The sequence below is a fragment of the Polaromonas sp. P1_G1 genome (assembly GCF_056405595.1).
In genome coordinates, this window is sequence record NZ_JBFUBU010000054.1 from 1 (window position 1) to 21,673 (window position 21,673).

Genomic DNA, 21,673 nt, shown 5'->3' on the forward strand with positions numbered 1-21,673 from the left:
GTCGAGGGCATACGCGCGCTGGCGGTCGACAAGGACTACAAGCCGCAGTGGAACCCGGCCCGCATTGAAGACGTCAAGCCCGGCATGGCGGATGCGTTTTTTGCCAGCCCCTGGACGCCTGAGACGCACCCCTTGCGCGGCCTCAAGTAAGCAAATCGAGGTTTAGAGCTGCTGGTACACCAGCTGCGCCAGCTTCATCAACTCGTCACGCGACACGGCGCCGCTCAGCGCGTAGCCGAAGCCTTGGTCCACCCAGTAAAACGAGGGCACCGGGCCGTCGCCGCTGTAGCGGAAGGCGGTTTCCCGGGCAGCGTCGGACGGCGGCTTGGGTACCGATGCGGCAGGAGAAGCCGCATCCACGGCACCCAGGTACAAAGTCAGGCGCAAGCCGGCCGTGTTCTGGAACATGAACTGCGCGCGGGCCCCGCCGTCACCGGACAGCAGCCTGCCGCCGACCAGCTCGTAACCTTCCGCCGCCAGCACCGGCACCTTCAGCGGCCGGCCCACGCGTTTGGACAGCCACTGCACCAAGTGGTCCTGCTGCGCGGCCGTGACTTCGACAGGATGGCGCACCTCGGGCGAAAACACGGCGTGCGCCAGCGAAGCCTGGTGCACAAAGGATTGCGTCGACCGCGCCRAGGCGAGTTGCTGCGGCGCGGGGCTACCGAGCTGCCCATGCGACAGCCAGCCCACGCCAAAAGCCAGCATCACAGCCGCCGCCATGCCGCCCCAGCGCCGCCATTGCTCGACTTGCTGCCTGCCGGCCTGGCCGCGGCGCGCGGCGGCCAGCAAGGCGTCGGGGATGGCTTCATCCAGCAGCGGGCGGTGCAGGGCTCGCAGGGCCTCGCGTTGGGCTTTCCAGGCTTGCAGGGTCGAGCGGGCGGCGGCGTCTTCGCCCAGCTGCGCTTCGAGTTCAGCCTGCCGGGTGGGCGGCAGCCAGCCGTCGACCAGGGCGTTGATGCGGTCGTGCAGGAGTTCGCCGTGGGGGGCGTGCGTTGTGTCGTGGGTTTTTTCCATGGAGGTCCTGCCTTTACTTCAGGCGCCTGAGCTGGGCCGGTGCGCCGGCGGTCACCGGGGCCGGGCCGTCCATCAATTCGCGCAGGCGGCTGCGTGCGCGCGACAGGCGGGACATGACCGTCCCGACCGGCACGCCGGTGATTTTGGCGACCTCCTCGTAGCTGAGGTCTTCGAGGCTGACCAGCAGCAGCACGGCCCGCTGGTCTTCCGGCAGGCGCAGCAGGCAGCGCTGCAGGTCCAACGACTGGGCCGTGCCCGCCTCCGGCGCCGCCAGTTCGTTCTCGACCTCCTCGACGTTGACCGTGGCGCCCGCGGCCGCCTGCCGCAGGGAGCGGCGAAGCTGGTTGACGAAGATGTTGTGCATCAGCGTGAACAGCCAGGCACGCAGGTCGCTGCCCGCCAGCCACAGCCGCCACCTGGAGCAGGCACGCTCCAGCGTGTCCTGCACCAGGTCGTCGGCCGCCCAGGCATCGCCCGTCAGCGCGCGCGCATAGCGGCGCAGGCTGGGGATGTGATCGGTCAGCGGAAAGTGGGTCATGCGTCAGGCAAAGCCTGCTGCCATCGTAGCGGGAGGTGCGGCAGGCGTGCGGCGTCAGGGCTTGACGACGTGCCAGACGGTGCCCACGTTGTCGCCGGTCTTGTCGCCCGGCTTGGTGTCCTTGGCCCAGTAATACAGCGGCTTGCCCTTCAGGGCCCACTGCTTTTTCCCGTCGTCACGGGTGATGATGGTGTAGTCGCCGGCGGCCTTGTCGGCGTCGGCGGCCATCAGCGGAGGCCAGTTGGTGGCGCAGCCGCCGTTGCAGACCGATTTGTCGGCCGTGTCCTTGTCAAACACGTACAAGGTCATGCCGTTGGGGCCGACCAGCACGCCGTCGGCGGCCTTGGCCGGGCTTTGGGCGCTCGCGGAGGCGCAGAGGCCGATCAGGCCGGCGGTCAACAGGGCAATGGGAAGCAGTTTCATGGGAATCTCCGGTGTGTTCAGGCAAATCAGGCAAAAGCAGCCTGCACTGGAGTAAACAGCCACGGTGCGCGGTTTATTCCATGGCACCGGAAATTCTTTTATGACCGGCCCCGAAGGGCCGGCGGTCAGCGGTTGCGGGACTTCATGGCGCGCTCGACCTCGCGCTTGCCTTCGCGGTCCTTGATGGTGTCGCGCTTGTCGTGCTCACCCTTGCCCTTGGCCAGGCCGATCTCGCATTTGACCTTGCCGGCCTTCCAGTGCATGTTCAGCGGCACCAGGGTGAAACCTTTTTGCTCGACCTTGCCGATCAGCCTGCGGATCTCTTCCTTGTGCATCAGCAGCTTCTTGGTGCGTACCGAGTCGGGCCGCACGTGGGTGGAGGCCGTGCCCAGCGGGTTGATCTGGCAGCCGATGATGAACAGCTCGCCGCCGCGCACCACCACATAGCCGTCGGTGAGCTGCACCTTTCCTTCGCGCAGGGACTTCACTTCCCAGCCTTCCAGCACCATGCCAGCCTCAAAGCGCTCCTCGATGTGGTAGTTGAAGAGGGCTTTTTTGTTGTCGGCGATGCGCACGGCAGCGGCCGCGGCCTTGGGGGAAAGGTTTGCGGAAGGCGTTGCGGCCGTTTTTTTGGAGGAGGATGCTTCTTTGGTGGCCATGGATAAAAGATAGGGGCGAAAACCGGAAAGTACAGTGCCAATACAATTGCGCCCAGCCCTCGATTGTATGAAAACCGTTCACAAGTCCGTTTTAATCTGGTACAGCGCCGCCGAGATGTACGCCCTGGTCACCGACGTGGCCCGTTATCCCGAGTTTTTGCCGTGGTGCGACCAGGCCTCGGTGCTGGAGGAAGATGCGCACGGCATGACGGCAAAGATAGGCCTGTCTATCGCCGGCCTCTCGCAAAGTTTCACCACCCGCAACGTCCACGAAAAAGACCGCAAGGTCAGCCTGAAGCTGGTTGACGGCCCCTTTTCCAAACTCGACGGCCACTGGGATTTCACGACTGTGGGAAAAGGCAGCGAAAGGGCCTGCAAGGTCGAGTTCAGCCTGCGATATGACTTCGACAATGCCGCGTTGGCGGCGCTGGTCGGCCCCGTGTTCGACAAGATCGCGGGCAGCCTGGTCGATGCTTTTGTCAAAAGAGCGTCGGACGTCTATGGCGAGCCCTGAGGGCGGCGCGCCGCTCACCATCAGCCTGGTTTATTCACCCGCGCCGCGGCAGGTGCGCGAATGGTCGCTGGAACTCCCGGCCGGCGCGACGGTGGCCCGGGCGCTGGCGGCCAGCGGGGTGCTCGATGAGTTTACGGAGTTGCGGGGCGGCCGCCTGGTCCTGGGCATCTGGGGCCGCAAAACCACGCCGGGACATGTGCTGCGGGACCAGGACCGGGTTGAAATTTACCGCGGCCTGCGTGTGGACCCCAAGGTGGCGCGCCGCGAGCGCTTCAACCGGCAGGGCGCCAAGAGCGCCGGGCTGTTTGCCAAAACCCGGGCCGGCGCCAAGGCCGGGTATTAGACGAAGAGGGAAGGGCGGGGCCGTCGGCCTGTCGCCTTCCTTTTATTTGCAGTCGCTGGCCACAATGCCCTGGATGCGAGTGACTTCCGCCGCTCTGGCCTTGTCATCCATGTAGTCGCGCTCACCCTTGGCATTGGTGTAGGGAATCCGTTGGCCTGACTGGAAGCCGGCCAGCGATTTTTTTGCCCGTTCGCAATTGTCCGTCTTGGCTTTTGCGACTTTTTCCTGCTCAGCCTGCTTTTTGGCGGCTTCTTCGTCTTCAGCCTGCTTTTTCTTGGCTTCGAGCTGCGCATCCTTGCCGGTCAGCTTGGGGGCATTGGCGGCGGTTTTGGTCGCTGCCGCCGAGGCTGCAGCGGCGGGAGCCGCCGCCGGGTCGTCAACGGGCGTCACCACGACGGATTTTCCCTTGGCTCCGCGCGGCATCTTCAGGATGCTTTTTTCGGGGATGTCGGCCGGCGGCGAGCGGTCGCTGTAGACCTTGCGGCCATCCTTGTCTATCCATTGCCATTGCGCCAGGGCGGTGACTGAAAAAGCGCCGCCGGCGATGGCCAGTATGAGGGTTCTTGAGACGAGTTTGAGGTCCATTTCGCCAGTGTAGCGCTGTGTGGCGCGGTTTTCGGCGTATTCGGAAGCAAAGCGCCGGCAAAGCTGCCTTTTTACAACCTGGGCGCAACGGCGGCCAAACCGCACCGGAAGGTGGCTAGGGGTTAGTACCGACGGGTCTTTGCGACAAGGGTACAATCGTGTTTTTGGAGCCATCCCTATGCGCCTACTCGGCAAAGCGCTCACCTTCGACGACGTATTGTTGGTGCCAGCGTTCTCCCAGGTCCTGCCCAAGGACACTTCACTTTCCACCCAATTCTCCCGAAACATCCGCCTGAACCTGCCGCTCGTGTCGGCGGCCATGGACACGGTCACCGAAGCCCGGCTGGCCATCGCCATCGCCCAGGAAGGCGGCATAGGCATCGTTCACAAAAACCTCACGGCCCAGCAGCAGGCCGCTGAAGTCGCCAAGGTCAAGCGCTACGAAAGCGGCGTGTTGCGCGACCCGGTCGTCATCACCCCCACCCACACCGTGCGCCAGGTCATGGCGCTAAGTGAACAGCTCGGCATCTCCGGCTTCCCGGTCATCGACGGCGGCCGTGTCGTCGGCATCGTCACGGGACGCGACATGCGCTTCGAATCGCGCATGGACGTGCCGGTCAGCACCATCATGACGCCGCGCGAGCGCCTCATCACCATTTCCGAAACTGCCTCGCTGTCCGACGCCAAGGCGCTGCTGAACAAGCATCGCCTCGAACGCGTGTTGCTGGTTAATGACAACTTCGAGCTCAAGGGCCTGATCACCGTCAAGGACATCACCAAGCAGACCACCTTCCCGAATGCCGCGCGCGACTCGCACGGCCAGCTGCGCGTAGGCGCCGCTGTCGGGGTGGGTGAGGGTACCGAAGAGCGCGTCGAAGCCCTGGTGAAAGCCGGCGTCGATGCCATCGTCGTGGACACCGCCCACGGCCACAGCAAGGGCGTGCTCGACCGGGTGCGCTGGGTCAAGCAGAACTACCCGCAGGTCGACGTCATCGGCGGCAACATCGCCACCGGCGCGGCCGCGCTGGCGCTGGTGGAAGCCGGTGCAGACGGCGTCAAGGTCGGCATAGGCCCCGGCAGCATCTGCACCACCCGTATCGTCGCCGGCGTCGGCGTGCCGCAGATCATGGCCATCGACAACGTCGCCACCGCGCTGCGCGGCACCGGCGTCCCGCTGATCGGCGACGGTGGCATCCGCTACAGCGGCGACATCGCCAAGGCCATCGCAGCCGGCGCCAACACCGTGATGATGGGCGGCATGTTCGCCGGCACCGAAGAGGCACCGGGCGAGGTCATCCTGTTCCAGGGCCGCAGCTACAAGAGCTACCGCGGCATGGGCAGCATAGGCGCCATGCAGCAGGGCAGCGCCGACCGATACTTCCAGGAATCGAGCACCGGCAACCCGAACGCCGACAAGCTGGTGCCCGAAGGCATCGAAGGCCGGGTACCCTACAAAGGCTCCATGGTCGCCATCGTGTTCCAGATGGCCGGCGGCCTGCGGGCCAGCATGGGCTACTGCGGTTGCCCCACCATCGAGGACATGCGCGACAAGGCCGAGTTCGTCGAAATCACCTCTGCCGGCATTCGCGAAAGCCACGTACACGACGTGCAGATCACCAAAGAAGCACCCAACTACCGCGCTGATTGAAAGTGACCCAGCCGGCCAGGGCGTCTTGATAGACGCCCTTTCTTTTTTTGCCTTGAAGAAGCCCCTCATGCAACACCAGAAAATCCTCATCCTCGATTTCGGCTCACAGGTCACCCAGTTGATCGCCCGCCGCGTGCGCGACGCCCACGTCTTCTGCGAAGTCCATCCCTGCGACGTCAGCGACGAATGGGTCCGCGAATACGCCAAGGACGGCACGCTCAAGGGCGTGATCCTCTCCGGCAGCCACGCCAGCATCTACGAGGAAACCACCGACAAGGCGCCGCAAGCCGTGTTTGAGCTGGGCCTGCCGGTACTGGGCATCTGCTACGGCATGCAAGCCATGGCCCACCAGCTGGGCGGCAAGGTCGAAGGCGGCCACAAGCGTGAATTCGGCTCGGCCGACGTGCGCGCCCGCGGCCACACCGCGCTGCTGAAAGACATCGCCGACTACACCACGCCCGAAGGCCAGGGCATGCTCGACGTCTGGATGAGCCACGGCGACAAGGTCACCGAAATGCCGCCCGGCTTCAAGCTCATGGCGTCCACCGATTCCTGCCCCATCGCCGGCATGGCCGATGAAGAGCGCCGCTTCTACGCGGTGCAGTTCCACCCCGAGGTCACGCACACCAAGCAGGGCAACGCCATCCTCAAGCGCTTTGTGCTCGAGATCTGCGGCACGCGCCAGGACTGGGTCATGGGCGACTACATCAGCGAAGCCGTCGAGAAAATCCGCCAGCAGGTCGGCGACGAAGAGGTCATCCTGGGCCTGTCGGGCGGCGTCGATTCATCGGTGGCCGCGGCCCTGATCCACCGCGCCATCGGCGACCAGCTGACCTGCGTCTTCGTCGACCACGGCCTGCTGCGCCTCAATGAAGGCGACATGGTGATGGACATGTTTGTCGGCAAGCTGCATGCCAAAGTGATCCGCGTCGATGCCAGCGACCAGTTCCTCGGCCACCTGGCCGGTGTGAGCGAGCCCGAGGCCAAGCGCAAGATCATCGGCCGCGAGTTCGTCGAGGTGTTCAAGGCCGAGGCCGCCCGCCTCAAGGCCGGCGACGGCGGCCACAAAGGCGCCAAATGGCTGGCCCAGGGCACGATTTACCCCGACGTCATCGAGTCCGGCGGCGCCAAGAGCAAAAAAGCCGTCACCATCAAGAGCCACCACAACGTGGGCGGCCTGCCCGAACAGTTGGGCCTGAAGCTGCTCGAACCCCTGCGCGAGCTGTTCAAGGACGAAGTCCGCGAACTCGGCGTGGCGCTGGGCCTGCCGCACGACATGGTCTACCGCCATCCCTTCCCAGGCCCCGGCCTGGGTGTGCGCATCCTCGGCGAAGTCAAAAAGGAATACGCCGACCTGCTGCGCCGCGCCGATGCGATCTTCATCGAAGAGCTGCGCAACTTCAAGGACGCCGCCACCGGCAAGACCTGGTACGAGCTCACCAGCCAGGCTTTCACCGTGTTTCTTCCGGTCAAAAGCGTGGGCGTGATGGGCGACGGCCGCACCTACGACTACGTGGTGGCCCTGCGCGCCGTGCAGACCAGCGACTTCATGACGGCCGACTGGGCCGAACTGCCCTACGCGCTGCTCAAAAAGGTCTCCGGCCGCATCATCAACGAAGTGCGTGGCATCAACCGCGTCACCTACGACGTCAGCAGCAAGCCACCGGCGACGATTGAGTGGGAATGAGCGTGTAAAGAATGTCCATGGTCTCTATCCATGTCTGTGGCGAAGACAGGACTCGGCAAATCAGAGACTGGACGATTCAATGGAGCGACACGCACCAGGCGTTGGCGTTGACTTGCCATTTCCTTTCCAAAAAAACCTTTACCCGTCCGCTCAGTGACTGCAAGATCGCTCCCACCCGGGAGTTGGGTGAGAAGCTCTTTCTAAAAAAGGGCAGTTCAGTCATCAAGACCATCGAAAAGGCGATGGTTTATGGCGAGAAATACGCCGCTATCCAGTATCCGGGAAGCTCCAAGATCTACGTTCATAAGCTGGACGGGATTGAATTCGTCTCGCAGACGGAGATGAAGGATGGACCGATATTCCGCTACTTCCTTTCCGTGGTAAATGCCCGGGTGGACAGCGGGGCGTCGGCGGATCAAGAACAGATCGCGGCCAATGTGGCGCGCCAACTGCAAAAGCTGCCTGCCTGTGCTGACACTGCCTTGTATGCCTACTGCATGGGGATCAATGGCAGGCAGAAGCAGGTTAAGCAACTGATCTACCCGTTTGGTGTCAACGAAAGCCAACTCACGGCGGTTGAGCAGGCTTTCAATGCGCAGATCAGTCTGATCGAGGGGCCGCCTGGGACGGGCAAGACGCAGACGATCTTGAACATTATCGCCAATGTCCTTTTGCGGGGTCAAACGATCGCGGTGGTGTCCAACAACAATGCGGCGGTGAAGAATGTCTATGAAAAGCTAGAGAAATTCGGCTTGGATTACCTGGTCGCCCGACTCGGGAGCAAGGACAACCAAAAGGACTTCTTCGCCAGTATTCCCCTCGTGCCGTCGGGCGAGCCCGAAGCTGCGACCACGATGGAGGACCTTCAGGCGACGCTGGCACAGTTGAGGCAGCACCTGAGCGCCCACAACACTGTTGCGCAACTCAAAGCCGAGATAGATGAGTTGCTCATAGAGCGGCGCTATCTTCTGCAGTGGCAGCAGGAAAATGGGGTGCGGAGCCCTGCATCCTTGGAGAAATATGGGTTGTCCCCACGAAAGACGGCGGATCTGATGGCCTATCTGTCCCATCTTGCGGGACAGCGCATCAGGCTCAAGGACAGGGTTGAACTGCTGTTTAACTTTAGGATATTCAGAACCAAGCCTTTCGGTGATGGAGAAAAGCGCCGGTCTGTCTTCTATTCCTTGCAGATGCACTACTACGACAAGGTGCTGCGGGAGAAGGGCGCGGCCTTGGCCGCATGCCATGGGTCCTTGGAGCGCGGGAATTTCACGGCACTGCTGGAGAAATTGACGGTGGGTTCGATGCGGTATCTGAAACGCCATCTCCATGAAAATATCCAGGATTCGCGAACCTTCGATGAGCGAACTTACCGGTCAGACTTCGATGCGTTCCTGAAGCGTTTTCCGATCATCGGCAGCAGCACGCACTCCATCGTCAACTCGATGGAGGCCGGGGCGATGCTCGACTACGTCATCATCGACGAAGCCTCCCAGCAAGACATCGTCCCAGGAATATTGGCGCTGGGTTGCGCGAAGAATGTGGTCATTGTTGGTGATCGGAAGCAGCTGGCGCACATTCCCGTGAAGCTGGGCCTGGCGGCGCCCGTTGATGGATACGATTGCGAGAAATACAGTCTGCTCGATTCGAGCATCGGCGTTTTCAAGCAAATGCTGCCCAGGACCCTGCTGAAAGAGCACTACCGATGCCACCCCAGGATCATCCAGTTCTGCAACCAGCAGTTCTATGAGAACGAACTGATTCCGATGACGCAGGACCGCGGCGAAGCATCCCTAAGCTTGCTCGTCACCGCCAGGGGAAACCATGCCCGGAAAAACACGAACCTCAGGGAACTGGACTCGTTGCTCAAGATGCTCGAGGGCGAAGGAGAGCCCGCAGGGTTGGATGGAGACGGCAGGGGCTTCATCGCCCCTTTCAGGGCGCAAGTTGTTCTTTCTGATTCGTGCTTGCCGGCGGATTTCGTGAAAGACACCGTGCACAAGTTCCAGGGCAGGGAGTGTGATGAGATCGTCTTCTCCACCGTGTTGGATAAGACGCGGGAAAGCCAGGCCCGACTGGATTTCGTGGATGACGCGCGCATGGTCAATGTGGCGGTGTCGAGGGCCAAGAACAAATTCACCCTGGTGACGGGGGATGAGGTTTTTGTCGCGAACAATGGACCTATCGCCGCATTGGTGCGCTACGTCGAGTACTACGCGGACGAAAAACAGATTCTGCGCGCTCCCGTGGTTTCGGCCTTCGATCTGCTGTATCGGGAGTACGACCAATCCCTGGAGCGGCTCAATGCCAGGCTACGGCCCGTAGATTCACGGTTCAAATCCGAGCAGATCGTGGCACAGGTGTTGCGGGACGCGATGTCTGGCGCGTCGTGCCAGGCGCTGACGTTTCACTTCCAGATCGCGCTGAACCAGGTCGCCTCATCGACCAACGCAGCATTGACGGCGCGAGAGCAGGCATTTATGAAAAACCGCGCCAGTTGTGATTTTGTGCTCTATTTCAAGGTGGGGAAAACGCCTCTGGGTGTGATCGAAGTCGATGGCGGCTCTCACGACAGGCCGGAACAGGCAGAGCGGGATGCATTGAAGAACAGCATCTTGAATAAGAGCAATATTCCTTTGCTTCGCCTGAGAACCGTGGAGAGTGGTATCGAAGATAAAGTCACCCAGTTTCTCGCCAATTGGGCAAGCCGTGCTTCAAATGTATGAAGTCTGATGATTTATTGATGATGGAGCGCGCGTGAGCGCTTGAGCCATGACCGCACAATCCTCATTTCCAGGTTTTGAAGAAGCCAAACCCACCGACCGCCTGTTCCTGGCGCTGTTTCCCCCGTCAGAAACCGCGCTGCAAATAGCGGAACTCGCCGCGCAAATTCGCAATGCCCACGCTCTGCGCGGCCGGCCGCTGGAAGCCGCGCGCTTCCACATCACCCTGAACCATCTGGGCGACTACGCCGGCTTGCCGCCCGACGTCGTAAGGCAGGCCCACGCGGCCGCCGCCGAAGCCGCTGCCGAGACGCCGCCCTTCGCCGTCAGCTTTAACCGCGCGGAAAGCTTCGCCAGCACGCCGCGCAACCGGCCGCTGGTGCTGCGCGGCGACGACCGGGACCTCTCGGCTTTGATGGCTTTCCACAAGGTGCTGGGCACGGCGCTGAAGAAGGCCAACCTGGGGCAGTGGGCCAAGCCCGGCTACACGCCGCACGTGACCTTGCTGTACGACGACAGCCTGCTGGGCGCCACGCCTGTGCCGCCCGTGGCCTGGACGGCCGGTGAGGTCGTGCTGGTGCACAGCCTGCTGGGTGAAACCCGCCACGTCCACCTGGCGCGCTGGCCGCTGTCGGGCCCGGCCGGGGCATAGGCTTTATGAGTCGAACATGCCGCCTTGCCGGTCCAGCGGCTCTAGCGACAGCGTTTCTTCGGGCATCAGCCTTTCGGTGAGCCGGCGCGCGTCGAAGGGCGCCCGTACTTTCTGGTCGTTGTCGAAATAACAGAACACCTCGCGGCTGGCCCGCGCCCGTGCAGGCCTGGCGGAGATGCGTTGTGCGTCTTCTGGTTCGCCGCCTGCTGCCCAGGTGCTGATGCGTGCAGCCCAGCGGTCCAGCGCCTTGTCGCTGTAGCGGCCGCCGTAAAGCGTGTCCGGCCCGTGCAGCCGCAGGTAGACAAAATCTGCCGTCAGGTCCTCGGCATAGGGCCAGTCGGCCACCGCCTCGGACACCACCAGCGCGGCGCCGTGGCGGCGCAGCATCTTGACGAAGGATTCTTCGCAAAAGCCCGGGTGGCGGATTTCAATCGCATGCCTGAGCCGGCGCTTGCGGTCGATTTCCAGGCAGGGGTGGTGCACGTGGCTGTTGTGGTGGCGGCGCGCGAACTGCGCAGCGGCCTCGGTGTCGCGCGGCAGCAAGTGCAAAAAGGCCTCGAACACCTCGGGCTTGAAGGGCATGCCGGGCGGAAACTGCCAGAGCAGGGGGCCGAGCTTGCCGCGCAGCTTAAAAATCCCCGAGGCGAGGAAGTTGGCCAGCGCGACCGGCACACCGTCGCCTTCGAGGCGCAGCATGTGGGTCAGGTAGCGCGGTGCCTTCACGCTGAAGACAAAACCGTCCGGCGTTTCGTCATGCCAGCGCTGGTAGCTGCTGGGGCGCTGAAGCGAATAGTGCGAGCCGTTGATCTCGATGGTCTGCATGGCGCGAGAGGCGAATGCGAGTTCATGCGCCTGGACCAACCCCGGCGGGTAGAACACACCGCGCCAGCCGGCGTATTGCCAGCCTGAGATGCCGATGCGGATCCGGGGATGTTTCATGCCTGTGCTGCGCTTCAATGCCCTGCGGCGAGGCCAGTTTGTGCGCTGTCGGGCCGGCCCCGCTGTAGGCAGGACCCGATTTTCCTTGTCGCGCGAATACCATGGTGCGCGGTGCGGACGGCCTGAAATTCCGGTTTTTGGCCTATGCTTCAGGCCATGTACCTGCCACCCCAATTCAAAGGCGACCGCGCCCAGGCCGCGGCGCTGATCACCGAGCACCCCTTCGCCAGCCTGATCAGCGTGGATGACGCGGGCCTGCCTTATGTGACCCATCTGCCGCTGCACCTGGAAGAACGCGGCGAGCAGATGGTGCTGCTGGGCCATGTGGCCAAGCCCAATCCGCACTGGCGCTACCTGCAGGCACGGCCCCAGGCTGTCGTGACCTTCCTCGGGCCGCATGCCTACCTGTCGCCCAAGGTCTACCCCGACCTGGCGCGGGTGCCGACCTGGAATTACGTGGCCGTGCATTGCACCGTGCAGGCCACGCTGGTCGAAGATCCGGCGGCCAAGGACAAGCTGCTCAAAACTCTCATAGGCGACCACGAGCCGCCTTATGCCCAGCAGTGGCGCGACCTGGGCGAGGAGTTTGCCCACAAGATGCTGGCCGGCATCGTGGGCTTTGAGCTGCAGGTGACCGATTTCCAATGCAAGGTCAAAATCAACCAGCACAGGCGCGAGTCGCATGCCGCGATGCACGCCATGTACGCCGCTGGCAATGAGGACGAGCGGGCCCTGGCGGCCTGGATGGACCGCCTGGGCATGGCGACGGGCAGCGACACCCCAAAGGAGGCTTGATATGCGCGGTATTTTCAGCATCGTGGGCCTGCTGGTGGCGTTGGCCATCGTGGGCCTGCTGGTCAAAAAACAACTGGGCACCCAGGTCACCGTTCCGGCGGCCCCCGGCATGCCCGCCGTTTCCGCCGACGCGCCGCCGCAGGTGCAAAGCCAGCAAGCCCAGCAGCAGGTCAAGCAGGCCGTGGAGGGCGCCCTGCAGCAGGCGCGTCCCATGCCCGAAGAGAAATAAGGCCGCCGGCTGCCACTGCCATTGCCATCCGATGAGTGACGAGATTTTCATGCAGCAGGCCCTGGCCGAGGCGCGCCAGGCCGCCGCCGCGGGTGAAGTACCCGTGGGCGCGGTGGTGGTCCGGCGCGGCGAGGTCATTGCCAGCGGCCGCAATGCGCCGGTGGACGGCCATGACCCGACGGCCCATGCCGAGATCGTGGCACTGCGTGCCGCGGCGCGGGTGCTGGGCAACTACCGGCTCGACGACTGCGAACTCTTCGTCACGCTGGAGCCTTGCGCCATGTGCAGCGGCGCCATGCTGCACGCCCGCCTCAAGCGCGTGGTGTTCGGCGCGGCCGACCCTAAGACCGGCGCGGGCGGCTCGGTGCTCAACCTGTTTGCCGAATCCCGGCTGAACCACCAGACCAAGCTGCAGGGAGGTGTCCTGGCTCAGGAGTGCGGCGAGCCCTTGCAAGCCTTTTTCCGGCAGCGCCGGGCCGACAAGCGCGAAGAGTCGCGGCTTGCCCATCCATTGCGCGACGATGCACTGCGTACGCCCGAGGCCGCCTTCGACGATTTACCGGGCTATCCCTGGCAAGCCCGCTATGTCAGCGACCTGCCGGCCCTGGGCGGATTGCGCATGCATTACCTGGATGAAGGCAAGGAAGGCGAGGGCGGCCAGACCTACTTGTGCCTGCACGGCAACCCGGCCTGGAGCTACCTTTACCGCAAAATGATTCCGGTACTGCTGGAAGCCGGGCACCGTGTGGTCGTGCCCGACCTGATCGGCTTCGGCAAAAGCGACAAGCCCAAAAAAGATGGCTTCCACAGCTTCAGCATCCACCGCCAGATTCTGCTGGAGCTGGTCGAGCGCCTTGACCTGCACAACGTGGTGCTGGTGGTACAGGACTGGGGCGGCCTGCTGGGCCTCACGCTGCCGATGGAGGCGCCGCAGCGCTACACCGGACTGCTGGTCATGAACACGACGCTGGGCACCGGTGACGCGCCACTGCCCGCCGGCTTTGTGGCCTGGCGCGAGATGTGCGCGAAAAACCCGGAGTTCGACGTGGCCAGGCTGTTCGCGCGCGGCAACCCGCAGATGAGCGCCGCAGAGTGCGCGGCCTACAACACCCCCTTTCCGGACAAGGGCCACCGCGCGGCCTTGCGCGCCTTCCCGCCCATGGTGCCGGACAGCCCCGGGGCCGATGGCGCCGCCGTCTCGCGGCAAGCGCGCAGCTTCTGGCAAAACGGCTGGACGGGCAAAACCCTGATGGTGGTGGGCGCGCAGGACCCGGTGCTGGGCCCGCCCGTCATGCGCGAGCTGCAGGCGATGATTCGCGGCTGTGGAGAGCCCATGGTGCTTGCGCAGGCCGGGCATTTTGTGCAGGAGCACGGCGAGCCGGTCGCGCGGCAGGCCCTGGCGGTTTTCAGCCCGGCAGCTTGAAGACCGGCAGATGCCAGCCCATGAAGATGGCGCTGAGCCGCAATGCAACCACCGCCGCCAGCCCGATGCCAAAGGCCCATGAAGGCTTGAGTCCCATCGCCTTCAAGGCCAGGTAAAGCGCGATCCCGGCGATCGCCGCGCTGGCGTAGATGTCCTGGCGCAGCAACAGCGGCACCTGGTTGCTGCAGACGTCGCGCATCAGGCCGCCCGCCACCCCCGTCATGGTGCCCATCACCACCACGATGACCGGTGACAGCCGCGCGGCTTCGGCCAGCTGCGCGCCCGACAGCGCGAACAGCGCCAGCCCGAGCGCATCGGCCACCAGCAAGGCCTGCGACGGGATTGGCAGCACCTGCACATACAGCATGGTGCCCAGCGCCGCCGCGGCTATCACCAGCAGGTAGGCCGGCCTGGCCATCCAGAACACCGGGTGCCGGTTCATCAGCAGGTCGCGCAGGGTGCCGCCGCCTATGGCGGTCAAAGCCGCCAGCACCAGCACGCCCAGCAGGTCCAACTGGAGGCGCCCGGCCGCCAGCGCGCCGCTCACGGCAAAGACGGCAACGCCCAGGAGGTCCAGCACATACAGCATCATGGTGGCCCGTTTATACCTGCAGCCAAGGCGGCAAGGGAGGAGGGGCGACAGTGGGATACTTGCAGCCGTGAAAAAACATATCTACATCTACTCCCCCTCCAGCGCGGTGCGCGACAAGGCCGCTTTCAAGCGCGGCGTGCAGCGCCTCACCGCCCTGGGCCATGAAGTTGAAATTGATCCCGACGCACTCGCGCGCCACCAGCGTTTTGCCGGCGACGACGACACCCGGCTGGCCGGCATCCACCGCGCGGCCGCCAGCGGCGCCGACGTGGCCCTGATTTCCCGCGGCGGCTACGGCCTCACGCGCATCCTGCCGGGCATTCAATACAAAGCGGTCGCCAAAGCCATCGCGGGCGGCACGCGTTTTGTCGGCCTGAGCGACTTCACGGCCTTCCAGCTGGCCGTGATGGCCAAGACCGGCGCCGTGACCTGGGCCGGCCCCGCGCTGGGTGAGGATTTCGGCGCCAAGGCGCCGGACGACATCACCGAGGCCTGTTTTGACGACCTGATCACGGGGCAGGGCGAGGGCACGGGCTGGCAACTGCCCAAACCGGCCGCGGATGCGAAGCCGGCGGCCGATTTCATGGTCAAGGACGCCGTGCTCTGGGGCGGCAACCTGGCCATGCTGTCCTCGCTGGTGGGCACACCCTACCTGCCGGCCGTCAAAGGCGGGATCCTGTTCATCGAGGACGTTGCCGAGCATCCATACCGTGTGGAACGCATGCTCACGCAGCTGCTGCACGCCGGCGTGCTGGCGCAGCAAAAAGCCATCATCTTCGGGCAGTTCACCAACTATTCCCTGGTGCCGCACGACAAGGGCTTCAAGCTGGCGTCGGTCATCGCCTGGCTGCAAAGCAAGGTCAAGGCGCGTGTGCTGACGGGCCTGCCTTTCGGCCATGTGCCGACCAAGGTGATGCTGCCCGTGGGCCTGAAAACCACGCTGGCGGTGGAGGGGCGCGATGCCTTTGTGCTCTGGGGCCACCTGCACGGAGCGCACGAAGCGCATTGAGCGGAGGGCCGGCGCGCCGGGCGCCGGCTGAGAGCGGACAAAAATAAACCAGCTAGAAGCTGGTTTAAAAAGTTGCCTTGGAGGCCAGGAAGAAACTAGAGGAAACTGGAGAAGAAAAAGAGCAGAACGAAGGAAAAAAGTTACGTGGTGAGCGGGCTGGGCCGCGAACTCAGGCCGCGGGGCAACATGCCCTTGAATTTGTCGCTGATGCGGCTGACTTTTTCACGGGCGATGGTCTCACCGTGCATGGCCGCCAACACCGCCATGACGTCGCCGCGGGTGTACCAGAGGCCCTGGATGTCCTGGGCATAACGCACGCGGCGGGTGATCTTGGGATAGTGCTTTTCGCCGAACTCGCCGAGTTCGTCGAGGATGAACTGGCGGATGTCCTCGGTGCGGTCTTCCAGTATGGAAGGCGTGACCTCGCCGGAGCCCAGCAGTGCCATGAAGCTGCTTTTGATATTCGGTTTTAACCAGCGCATGTGTTTCACAACTTTCTACCGGAGCATCCCGTGGGTATTTATCTGCGTTCCCATGGAACGTCGTCTTCTGTTAGATTAAGACGACATCTAAGGATATGCAAGGTGTTTTGTGTGAAATGGTTAACGCAAAACAACAAATGAATCAAGGAGTTAGTAACTAGATGTCATGTCGATTCTGGAATTGAACATTGTTTAAATCTTTAGGCTTACAGGTAATTTCACCTGTGAGTCGAAAGTCACTCCCGGATTTTTTCGGCATTATTCACCTCTTTTCCCGCCTGTTTCAGGCCCTCCCCGGATCCCTATGAGCACACAAATGACCGCCTATCCCGCGCATTACATCAACGGCCAATGGGTCAAGGCCCAGTCCTCCGAAACCCTGCCCGTCCACGATTCCAGCACCGAAGCCCTGATGGCGACGGTGCCGGCCGGCACCGCGGCGGAGGCTGAAGCCGCCGTGCTGGCGGCCCGCGCGGCTTTCGACGGCTGGTCAGCCCTGCCGGTCGAAACCCGCGCCGCCTACCTCGACAAGGTGGCGGCCGGCGTCAAGGCGCGAACCGAGGACCTGGCCGTGGCGATTGCCCGCGAAGTGGGCATGCCCCTGAAGATGGCGCGTGCCGTCCAGGTGGGCGGCCCGGCCTGGCACTGGGGCAACTTCGCCAAGGTGGCGCGCCAGTTTGAGTGGGAAAAGCAGGTCGGCAACTCCCTCGTGGTGCGCGAAGCGATCGGCGTGGTGGGCTGCATCACGCCCTGGAATTTCCCGCTGAGCCAGATCACGCTGAAAATCGCGCCGGCCATGGTGGCCGGCTGCACCGTGGTGCTCAAACCCAGCGAAATCGCGCCGGTCAACGCCATGATCCTGGCCGAGATCATCCACGAGGCGGGCCTTCCGCCCGGCGTGTTCAACCTGGTCAACGGCATGGGCCCAGTGGTGGGCGAAGTCCTGGCCACGCACCCGGAAGTCGACATGGTGAGCTTTACCGGTTCCACCCGCGCCGGCAAACGCGTGGGCGAGCTGGCCAGCCAGTCCATCAAACGGGTTGCGCTGGAGCTGGGCGGCAAGTCGGCCAGTGTGGTGCTGGACGACGCCAACTTCGAAGCGGCCGTCAAGGGCACGGTGTCGGCCTGCATGCTCAACAGCGGGCAGACCTGCTCGGCCCACACTCGGCTGCTGGTGCCGGCCGGCCGCTATGAGGAAGTCAAGGCGCTGGCCCAGGCCGCCATCGCCAAATTCAGCGTCGGCCCCAGCCTGGAAGAGGGCAGCAAGCTCGGCCCCCTGGTCAGCGCTTCGCAGCGCGACCGCGTGCTGGGTTTCATCCGCACCGGGATCGAAGAGGGCGCGGACGTGATCGCCGGCGGCGCCGAGGCACCCGCCATCGCCAAGGGCTACTTTGTCCAGCCCACCATCCTGGGCATCAAGCCGACAGACACGCTGGCCCAGGAGGAAATCTTCGGCCCGGTGCTGGTGGTCATCCCCTACAAAGATGAAGAAGACGCCGTGGCCATCGCCAACAGCACCATCTACGGACTGGGCGGCGCCGTCTGGAGCGGCACCGACGAGCACGCGATGAAGGTCGCGCGCCGCCTGCGCACCGGCCAGGTGGACATCAACGGCGGGCCTTTCAACGGCCAGGCCCCGTTCGGCGGTTACAAACAGTCGGGTAACGGCCGCGAAAACGGCGTGTACGGCTTTGAGGAATTCCTCGAGTTCAAGGCCATGCAGCTCAAGCCCAGCGCGAGCTGAATTCCCGGTCCGCCCCGGCCGATGCCGGGCAAAACCGCCGAGCCGACTGCTGTTTGTCATAAGTTCCATGTGTACTTATGTTTTAATGGCGCCAGAACTACAAGCAGTTACATCGATTTATGGCAGAAGTTACCGTCGTTTTTGCCGATCTCACAGGAAGCACCGGGGTTTTTGAATCGCTGGGCAATGCCAAGGCAACCCAGGCCATCACACGCCTGACCCAGTGGATAGGCAAGGTCTGCGAGGCCTACCGCGGCCACGTCGTGAAATACCTGGGCGATGGCGTGCTGGCCGTGTTTCCCGACAATGCCGACGCCGTCGATGCCGTCACCGAACTGCAGCGGGTCCACCGCGACCGCATCCGCAACTGGCCCGACCAACTCAAGATGCGCCTGCAAACAGGCGTGGCGCGCGGTGAAATCGTCGAGCAGGACGGCGACTGCTTCGGCGACGCCGTCAACCTGGCTTCGCGCCTGAGCGACCTGTCCGGCCCGGACCAGATCCTGGCCACCGACGCTGTCATCCAGCACCTTCCTTCCGACACACTGGTGCGCTCACGGAGCCTGGGCGCTCTGGAAATACGGGGCCGCACCGAAGCCTGCCTGGTGCATCGCATCGAATGGCAGGCCGAGGTCATGTCGGAATCTTTCACGGTGCCCGCCACCCTGACGGAGCCGCCACCCGCCCGGCAGGCTGCCGCCCAGGCATTGATAGAACTGTGCTGGCTGGACATCAACACGGCCTTCGCCTCGACCGAGCTGCCCATCTTCCTGGGGCGCGACCAGGACGCGCATTTTGTGGTGCAGGATCCGCGCGTTTCCCGCAGGCATGCCAGGATTGAATGGCGCGCCGGCCAGTTCTTCCTCGAAGACGTCAGCAGCTACGGCACCTGGGTGCGCTTTTCCGACAGCGCGGCGGTGGTGGCGCTGCGCCGCCAGGAATGCGTGCTGCTGCTCGAAGGCGAGATCGCGCTGGGCGCTCCTTTTGAGGATTTCACGGTCCCCACCGTCAGTTTCAAGTTCGCCGACGGCAAAATGCACTTGCAGAAAAAATAAGCTGCATTCATCCTGCCGGGTTCGGGATGTCAAAGAGTCCGCTGCGGGCTCATCGCCTTCGCCGTCGATCCGCACGGCGACTTGATGGGAACATGATCTTGGTCTGGTTCAAACGCGTTCTAGCCGCCCTGGCTGCGCTGCTTCTGCTCGCCGCGGCGGTGGCCGGCATCTATATTTACCGCGCGACACCCGCGCTGGACGGCGAGTTGCAGGCTGCCGGCCTGCGGGCCCGCGTGAGCGTGGCGCGCGATGCGGCCGACGTCACCCACATCAAGGCCCAGTCGCCGCGCGACGCCTGGTTCGCCCTCGGTTATGTGCATGCCCAGGAGCGCGGCTGGCAGCTGGAATTCAACCGGCGCGTGATGCACGGCGAGCTCTCCGAAGTGTTCGGCCCGGCCACGCTGGACACCGACAAGCTGCTGCGCACGCTGGGCGTGGTGCGCGCGGCCGAGCGCCAATGGCAGGGCCTGCCCGCCGAGGGGCGAGAGGCCATGCAGGCCTACAGCGAAGGCATCAACGCTTTTTACGCCGGTTCATCGCAGGCCTTGTCCCCCGAGTTCCACATCCTGGGCGTCAAGCCCGGCGGCGCCTTGGGCGTGGCCTGGTCGCCGACCGACAGCCTGGCCTGGTCGCTGATGATGGCGCTGGATTTGAGCGGCAACTGGGGTACCGAATTCGCCCGCCTGTCCGCCGCCCGCGTGCTCAAGACCCCCGAACTCTGGCAGCTGTTTCCGCCATACCCCGGCGAGCAGCCGGCCTCCAGGGCGGATTTCAGCAAGCTCTATGCCGATCTCGGCGTGTACCGCACCGACCTTCCCGCCACCCCAAAAGTTTCAAGCAGCCGYCCGGCCCCCGCAACGGTCGCCATGGCCCAAGGCATCAACGGCTGGGCCGGGGCGCTGGGCGAGGTGGACGGCAAGGGTTCCAACAACTGGGTGGTGGCCGGTGCGCACAGCGCGAGCGGCAAGCCCCTGCTGGCCAACGACCCGCACCTGGGCCTGTCGGCCCCGGCCGTCTGGTATTTCGCGCGCCTGCAGGCGCCCGCCGGCGGCAATGACACCGGGCTGGACGTCATAGGCGCGACCTTGCCCGGCCTGCCGTTTGTGGTCATGGGCCGCACCCGGAAAATGGCCTGGGGCTTTACCAATACCGCGCCCGATGTGCAGGACCTGTACCTCGAGCAGGTCAACCCGGCTAACCCGCGCCAGTACCGCATCCCGTCCGCCGGTGCTTCCAAGGCGGAGGCCTGGGCCGACTTCGAGACCCGCCGCGAAACCATCAAGGTCAAGGGCCAGCCCGACGTGTTGCTGGACGTGCGCGAAAGCCGCCACGGCCCGGTGCTCAGCGACGTGCAGAAATCGCATGCCGAACTGCTCGACACCCGCAAATACGTGCTCGCGCTGCGCTGGAGCGCGCTCGACGCCGACAACCAGACGGTGCTGGCCGGGCTGCGGGCCAACCGCGCCCAGTCGGCCCAGGAACTGGTGGACGCCTTCGCGGCTTACCACTCGCCCATGCAAAACGTCGTCACGGCCGACGTCTCGGGCGGCGTGGCCTTCAAGGCTGCCGGCAAGGTGCCGCTGCGCAAACCCGACAACGACATTCGCGGCATCGCCCCTTCGCCGGGATGGGATGCGCGCTACGACTGGGCCGGCTGGCTGCCTTACGCGCAAACGCCCGAGGCCGGCCGCGCCGCCATCGAGGCCAGGGGCTGGTGGGCCACGGCCAACCAGCGCATCACGCCGCCGGCTTATCCTTTCTTCATCGGCCAGGACTGGACCGTGCCCTACCGCCACGACCGCATAGAGCAGTTGCTGGCTGCCACGCCCAGGCACGACGTGGCATCCATGCAAAAAATACAGGCCGACCAGCTGTCACCGGCCACCGTGAAGTTGCTGCCTTTCCTGCAAAAAACATTGGCGCAGCCGGTGAACCATCCTTTGGCCGATGCCGCGCGCAAGGCCATGGCCGGCTTTGACGGCGTCATGCGCGCCGACCAGGCCGCGCCCCTGGTGTTCGCCGCCTGGGCCGACGAACTCACGCGCGGCATCGTGGGCGGCAAGCTCGGTGAGGCGACGTTCAGGCCGCTTTATGGCAAACGCCATTTCAGGAGCACGCTGGAAGACGTGCTGCAGCGCCAGGACGGCAATTGGTGCGGTGCGGCCGGCTGCGAGGCGCAATCGGCGGCGGCGCTGCTGCGCGCGCTCGATCGCTTGCAGGCGGCGTACGGCGCCGATGTAGGCGGCTGGACCTGGGGCAGGGCGCATCCGGCGTTGTCGGCGCACAAGCCCTTCGGCAACGTGGCCTGGCTGGCGCCGTGGTTTGACGTGCGCGTGCCCACCGGCGGCGACACCTTCACCGTCAACGTCGGCCAGTACTGGGCCACGGGCGACGCCACGCCCTTTGCCAACCGGCAGGCCGCGTCCCTACGCGCTATCTACGACATGGGTGACCCCGAAAACTCGCGCTTCATCTACCAGACAGGGCAGAGCGGCCTGGTGTTTTCCGGACGCTACCGCGACATGCGGGATAGCTGGGCCGCCGTGCAATACCGGCCTTTGCAGATGAACCCGCCGGCCTTCGCGCACCAGCTCACACTGCGTCCCTGAAGGCGCG

The 21,673-nt window shown here is 64.2% G+C and carries 22 protein-coding genes; 14 read left to right on the plus strand and 8 right to left on the minus strand.

What is annotated here, in order from left to right; genetic code table 11:
* Window positions 1-150: enoyl-CoA hydratase/isomerase family protein (locus AC1D1Y_RS22300; protein WP_477684290.1), on the plus strand; the 150-nt coding region annotated here is incomplete at its 5' end.
* A 12-nt stretch (window positions 151-162) separates the two neighbouring features.
* Here the strand turns inward: AC1D1Y_RS22300 and AC1D1Y_RS22305 are convergent.
* The 4 genes from AC1D1Y_RS22305 to smpB all read right to left on the minus strand — a co-directional run bounded on the left by AC1D1Y_RS22305 (window position 163) and on the right by smpB (window position 2,637).
* Window positions 163-1,017, minus strand: a complete 855-nt coding sequence (locus AC1D1Y_RS22305) for an anti-sigma factor family protein (RefSeq protein ID WP_477684268.1) — start codon at window positions 1,015-1,017, stop codon at window positions 163-165.
* 13 nt (window positions 1,018-1,030) lie between these two features.
* Complete coding sequence (locus AC1D1Y_RS22310) at window positions 1,031-1,555, minus strand: sigma-70 family RNA polymerase sigma factor (protein WP_477684269.1); 525 nt, start codon at window positions 1,553-1,555, stop codon at window positions 1,031-1,033.
* A 54-nt stretch (window positions 1,556-1,609) separates the two neighbouring features.
* Window positions 1,610-1,978: a COG4315 family predicted lipoprotein gene (locus AC1D1Y_RS22315; protein ID WP_477684270.1), complete on the minus strand. Its 369-nt coding sequence runs from the start codon at window positions 1,976-1,978 to the stop codon at window positions 1,610-1,612.
* Between the two features lie 125 nt (window positions 1,979-2,103).
* Window positions 2,104-2,637: an SsrA-binding protein SmpB gene (gene smpB, locus AC1D1Y_RS22320; RefSeq protein WP_411880407.1), complete on the minus strand. Its 534-nt coding sequence runs from the start codon at window positions 2,635-2,637 to the stop codon at window positions 2,104-2,106.
* 67 nt (window positions 2,638-2,704) lie between these two features.
* On the opposite strand from smpB, the gene AC1D1Y_RS22325 reads away from it, so the two are divergent.
* Both AC1D1Y_RS22325 and AC1D1Y_RS22330 read left to right on the plus strand, forming a co-directional pair.
* The gene (locus AC1D1Y_RS22325; protein ID WP_477684271.1) at window positions 2,705-3,151 is read left to right on the plus strand and encodes a type II toxin-antitoxin system RatA family toxin; all 447 of its coding nucleotides are present in this window, start codon (window positions 2,705-2,707) and stop codon (window positions 3,149-3,151) included.
* A complete protein-coding gene (locus AC1D1Y_RS22330) occupies window positions 3,138-3,494 on the plus strand; it encodes an RnfH family protein (RefSeq protein WP_477684272.1) in 357 nt (118 codons plus the stop codon). Before AC1D1Y_RS22325 ends, AC1D1Y_RS22330 begins: the two co-directional genes overlap by 14 nt.
* A gap of 42 nt (window positions 3,495-3,536) precedes the next feature.
* On the opposite strand, the gene AC1D1Y_RS22335 is transcribed toward AC1D1Y_RS22330, so the two are convergent.
* On the minus strand, window positions 3,537-4,079 hold the full coding sequence (locus AC1D1Y_RS22335) for a DUF4124 domain-containing protein (RefSeq protein ID WP_477684273.1): 543 nt from the start codon (window positions 4,077-4,079) through the stop codon (window positions 3,537-3,539).
* Between the two features lie 178 nt (window positions 4,080-4,257).
* On the opposite strand from AC1D1Y_RS22335, the gene guaB reads away from it, so the two are divergent.
* The 4 genes from guaB (at window position 4,258) to AC1D1Y_RS22355 (ending at window position 10,789) form a co-directional block, all read left to right on the plus strand.
* Entirely contained in the window at window positions 4,258-5,727 is a 1,470-nt protein-coding gene (gene guaB, locus AC1D1Y_RS22340) for an IMP dehydrogenase (RefSeq protein ID WP_413330514.1), read from the plus strand.
* A gap of 67 nt (window positions 5,728-5,794) precedes the next feature.
* Window positions 5,795-7,414, plus strand: coding sequence for a glutamine-hydrolyzing GMP synthase (guaA, locus tag AC1D1Y_RS22345; RefSeq protein WP_477684274.1), 1,620 nt, complete (start codon window positions 5,795-5,797; stop codon window positions 7,412-7,414).
* Window positions 7,415-7,431: 17 nt separating this feature from the next.
* Entirely contained in the window at window positions 7,432-10,140 is a 2,709-nt protein-coding gene (locus tag AC1D1Y_RS22350) for an AAA domain-containing protein (RefSeq protein ID WP_477684275.1), read from the plus strand.
* A gap of 46 nt (window positions 10,141-10,186) precedes the next feature.
* Window positions 10,187-10,789, plus strand: coding sequence for a 2'-5' RNA ligase family protein (locus AC1D1Y_RS22355; RefSeq protein WP_477684276.1), 603 nt, complete (start codon window positions 10,187-10,189; stop codon window positions 10,787-10,789).
* A 3-nt stretch (window positions 10,790-10,792) separates the two neighbouring features.
* Here AC1D1Y_RS22355 and AC1D1Y_RS22360 read toward each other — a convergent pair whose 3' ends face one another.
* Window positions 10,793-11,728 carry a DUF72 domain-containing protein gene (locus tag AC1D1Y_RS22360; RefSeq protein WP_477684277.1) on the minus strand — a complete coding sequence of 312 codons (936 nt, stop codon included), beginning with the start codon at window positions 11,726-11,728 and terminating at the stop codon, window positions 10,793-10,795.
* A 156-nt stretch (window positions 11,729-11,884) separates the two neighbouring features.
* On the opposite strand from AC1D1Y_RS22360, the gene AC1D1Y_RS22365 reads away from it, so the two are divergent.
* The 3 genes from AC1D1Y_RS22365 to tadA are packed head-to-tail and all read left to right on the plus strand — an operon-like array spanning window position 11,885 to window position 14,175.
* On the plus strand, window positions 11,885-12,523 hold the full coding sequence (locus tag AC1D1Y_RS22365) for an FMN-binding negative transcriptional regulator (RefSeq protein WP_477684278.1): 639 nt from the start codon (window positions 11,885-11,887) through the stop codon (window positions 12,521-12,523).
* Between the two features lies 1 nt (window position 12,524).
* A complete protein-coding gene (locus AC1D1Y_RS22370) occupies window positions 12,525-12,752 on the plus strand; it encodes a hypothetical protein (RefSeq protein ID WP_477651753.1) in 228 nt (75 codons plus the stop codon).
* Window positions 12,753-12,783: 31 nt separating this feature from the next.
* A complete protein-coding gene (gene tadA / locus AC1D1Y_RS22375; RefSeq protein WP_477684279.1) occupies window positions 12,784-14,175 on the plus strand; it encodes a tRNA adenosine(34) deaminase TadA in 1,392 nt (463 codons plus the stop codon).
* On the opposite strand, the gene AC1D1Y_RS22380 is transcribed toward tadA, so the two are convergent.
* A complete protein-coding gene (locus AC1D1Y_RS22380) occupies window positions 14,159-14,767 on the minus strand; it encodes a trimeric intracellular cation channel family protein (RefSeq protein ID WP_477651755.1) in 609 nt (202 codons plus the stop codon). The two genes, tadA and AC1D1Y_RS22380, sit on opposite strands and share 17 nt — an antisense overlap.
* A gap of 67 nt (window positions 14,768-14,834) precedes the next feature.
* Here AC1D1Y_RS22380 and AC1D1Y_RS22385 point away from each other — a divergent pair, with 67 nt between their 5' ends.
* The gene (locus AC1D1Y_RS22385) at window positions 14,835-15,776 is read left to right on the plus strand and encodes an LD-carboxypeptidase (protein WP_477684280.1); all 942 of its coding nucleotides are present in this window, start codon (window positions 14,835-14,837) and stop codon (window positions 15,774-15,776) included.
* A 140-nt stretch (window positions 15,777-15,916) separates the two neighbouring features.
* Here the strand turns inward: AC1D1Y_RS22385 and AC1D1Y_RS22390 are convergent, their stop codons facing one another.
* Complete coding sequence (locus AC1D1Y_RS22390) at window positions 15,917-16,258, minus strand: hypothetical protein (RefSeq protein WP_477651757.1); 342 nt, start codon at window positions 16,256-16,258, stop codon at window positions 15,917-15,919.
* A gap of 316 nt (window positions 16,259-16,574) precedes the next feature.
* Between AC1D1Y_RS22390 and AC1D1Y_RS22395 the strand changes: the two genes are divergently transcribed.
* The 3 genes from AC1D1Y_RS22395 (at window position 16,575) to AC1D1Y_RS22405 (ending at window position 21,666) form a co-directional block, all read left to right on the plus strand.
* On the plus strand, window positions 16,575-18,002 hold the full coding sequence (locus AC1D1Y_RS22395; RefSeq protein WP_477684281.1) for an aldehyde dehydrogenase family protein: 1,428 nt from the start codon (window positions 16,575-16,577) through the stop codon (window positions 18,000-18,002).
* Window positions 18,003-18,121: 119 nt separating this feature from the next.
* The gene (locus AC1D1Y_RS22400) at window positions 18,122-19,057 is read left to right on the plus strand and encodes an FHA domain-containing protein (protein ID WP_477651758.1); all 936 of its coding nucleotides are present in this window, start codon (window positions 18,122-18,124) and stop codon (window positions 19,055-19,057) included.
* A 92-nt stretch (window positions 19,058-19,149) separates the two neighbouring features.
* Complete coding sequence (locus AC1D1Y_RS22405) at window positions 19,150-21,666, plus strand: penicillin acylase family protein (protein ID WP_477684282.1); 2,517 nt, start codon at window positions 19,150-19,152, stop codon at window positions 21,664-21,666.
* Window positions 21,667-21,673 lie beyond the last annotated feature (7 nt).

Excerpts from the sequence above, each read along its gene's own strand:
- guaA (WP_477684274.1), top strand. The coding sequence starts at position 5,795 with ATGCAACACCAGAAAATCCTCATCCTCGATTTCGGCTCACAGGTCACC.
- AC1D1Y_RS22355 (WP_477684276.1), top strand. The coding sequence starts at position 10,187 with ATGACCGCACAATCCTCATTTCCAGGTTTTGAAGAAGCCAAACCCACC.
- AC1D1Y_RS22380 (WP_477651755.1), bottom strand. The coding sequence starts at position 14,767 with ATGATGCTGTATGTGCTGGACCTCCTGGGCGTTGCCGTCTTTGCCGTG.
- AC1D1Y_RS22350 (WP_477684275.1), top strand. The coding sequence starts at position 7,432 with ATGGTCTCTATCCATGTCTGTGGCGAAGACAGGACTCGGCAAATCAGA.
- AC1D1Y_RS22325 (WP_477684271.1), top strand. The coding sequence starts at position 2,705 with ATGAAAACCGTTCACAAGTCCGTTTTAATCTGGTACAGCGCCGCCGAG.
- AC1D1Y_RS22395 (WP_477684281.1), top strand. The coding sequence starts at position 16,575 with ATGACCGCCTATCCCGCGCATTACATCAACGGCCAATGGGTCAAGGCC.
- AC1D1Y_RS22330 (WP_477684272.1), top strand. The coding sequence starts at position 3,138 with ATGGCGAGCCCTGAGGGCGGCGCGCCGCTCACCATCAGCCTGGTTTAT.
- AC1D1Y_RS22365 (WP_477684278.1), top strand. The coding sequence starts at position 11,885 with ATGTACCTGCCACCCCAATTCAAAGGCGACCGCGCCCAGGCCGCGGCG.
- smpB (WP_411880407.1), bottom strand. The coding sequence starts at position 2,637 with ATGGCCACCAAAGAAGCATCCTCCTCCAAAAAAACGGCCGCAACGCCT.
- AC1D1Y_RS22335 (WP_477684273.1), bottom strand. The coding sequence starts at position 4,079 with ATGGACCTCAAACTCGTCTCAAGAACCCTCATACTGGCCATCGCCGGC.
- AC1D1Y_RS22390 (WP_477651757.1), bottom strand. The coding sequence starts at position 16,258 with ATGCGCTGGTTAAAACCGAATATCAAAAGCAGCTTCATGGCACTGCTG.
- guaB (WP_413330514.1), top strand. The coding sequence starts at position 4,258 with ATGCGCCTACTCGGCAAAGCGCTCACCTTCGACGACGTATTGTTGGTG.
- tadA (WP_477684279.1), top strand. The coding sequence starts at position 12,784 with ATGAGTGACGAGATTTTCATGCAGCAGGCCCTGGCCGAGGCGCGCCAG.
- AC1D1Y_RS22370 (WP_477651753.1), top strand. The coding sequence starts at position 12,525 with ATGCGCGGTATTTTCAGCATCGTGGGCCTGCTGGTGGCGTTGGCCATC.
- AC1D1Y_RS22400 (WP_477651758.1), top strand. The coding sequence starts at position 18,122 with ATGGCAGAAGTTACCGTCGTTTTTGCCGATCTCACAGGAAGCACCGGG.
- AC1D1Y_RS22315 (WP_477684270.1), bottom strand. The coding sequence starts at position 1,978 with ATGAAACTGCTTCCCATTGCCCTGTTGACCGCCGGCCTGATCGGCCTC.
- AC1D1Y_RS22360 (WP_477684277.1), bottom strand. The coding sequence starts at position 11,728 with ATGAAACATCCCCGGATCCGCATCGGCATCTCAGGCTGGCAATACGCC.
- AC1D1Y_RS22310 (WP_477684269.1), bottom strand. The coding sequence starts at position 1,555 with ATGACCCACTTTCCGCTGACCGATCACATCCCCAGCCTGCGCCGCTAT.